The organism is Methylobacterium gnaphalii (assembly GCF_007992215.1).
Taxonomy (GTDB): domain Bacteria; phylum Pseudomonadota; class Alphaproteobacteria; order Rhizobiales; family Beijerinckiaceae; genus Methylobacterium; species Methylobacterium gnaphalii.
The window spans coordinates 1-1,357 of the sequence record NZ_BJZV01000095.1; the positions used below are offsets into that span (position 1 = coordinate 1).

Genomic DNA, 1,357 nt, shown 5'->3' on the forward strand with positions numbered 1-1,357 from the left:
TTTATGGATGGCCCGCCCCTCACCGGGCTGCGCTGCTAGGTTTGCAGGGTGGCTCACATGAGGGATGGAGCAGACCGATGGCTATCGCGGTACTCGGGATCGATCTGGGCAAGAACAGCTGCAGCCTCGTCGGACAGGATGCGACCGGTCGTGTCGTCCTACGGCGTCGGATGCGTCGCGAGACGGTGCTGACCTTTTGCGCGACGCTTCCGGCCTGCATTGTCGCCATGGAGGCATGCTGTGGCGCGCACCACATGGGGCGGGTGCTCGCCGCGCAAGGCCATACCGTCCGGCTGATGTCGCCCGAGTACGTGCGCCCCTACGTCAAAGCGCACAAGAACGACGATCGCGACGCTGAGGCCATTGCCGAGGCGGCCACGCGCCCAACGATGCGGTTCGTCGCGCTGAAGTCAGAAGCGCAACTCGACGTGCAGACCCTGCACCGGGTCCGTGACCAACTCGTCGGCGAACGCACGGCGCTCACCAATCAGATCCGCTCCATCCTGCTGGAGCGCGGCACCGTCGTAGCGCAAGGTCGCGCCAAGCTCGCTGCCTGCCTGGCCGAGTTGCTCGACACGGAGGCGGGTGCATCGTTGACGCCGCGCATACGGGCTCTCGTAGCCGAGGTGCGCGAGCGCTGGCAGGACCTCGACCGTCGCATCGCCGCGCTCGACGCGGAGTTCGCCGACCAAGCGCGCTCGGACGAGAACACACGTCGGCTGACGACGATCCCGGGGATCGGCGCACTCAATGCGACCGCGCTCGTGGCGGCCATCGGCGACGTGACCACCTTCGCGCGCGGCCGCGATCTGGCTGCCTGGCTCGGCCTTGTACCGCGTCAGGTTACGACAGGCGGGAAGCCCAGGCTCGTCGGCATCACCAAGCGCGGCAGCCGGTATCTGCGCAAGAGCCTTGTCCAGGGTGCACGCGCGGCGCTGCCCTCGTTGCGGCGGAGTGACACCCATCTTGGGCGATGGCTGCGCAGCCTGCTGGCGCGTTCGCACGTCAACACGGCGGTCGTGGCCTTGGCAGCCAAGATGGCTCGGATTGTCTGGGCGCTGCTGCGCCATGGGCGGGCCTACGACGCGGCGCCTATGGCTGCCTGATTCAAGTTCGGCTGACGCAGCGTGCGACGGCCTTCCAGTGTCTGCGGGCGGTGAAAGGAAGATGGCCTGACAGTCGACCGGTGTTCTGAAAGCCTCTCCGCTAAAATGGCGCTCGACGCCGACCCCTTTATGAGGATCAGAACGCGCGGATCTCCATCTTGGCCAAGGGCTCGCCCGAAGGCCGGATACGTTTATGCAGACTGCTTAGACCAAGGCATCCAGAGCCACTTGCGGACGGGGCGGGCCATACG

Annotated in this window: 1 protein-coding gene; it reads left to right on the forward strand. The window is 66.5% G+C overall.

The genetic code is table 11. From position 1 onward, the window contains the following. Positions 1-77: 77 nt before the first annotated feature. Positions 78-1,106: an IS110 family RNA-guided transposase gene (locus MGN01_RS23235; protein ID WP_147049154.1), complete on the forward strand. Its 1,029-nt coding sequence runs from the start codon at positions 78-80 to the stop codon at positions 1,104-1,106. The last annotated feature ends 251 nt before the right edge of the window (positions 1,107-1,357 follow it).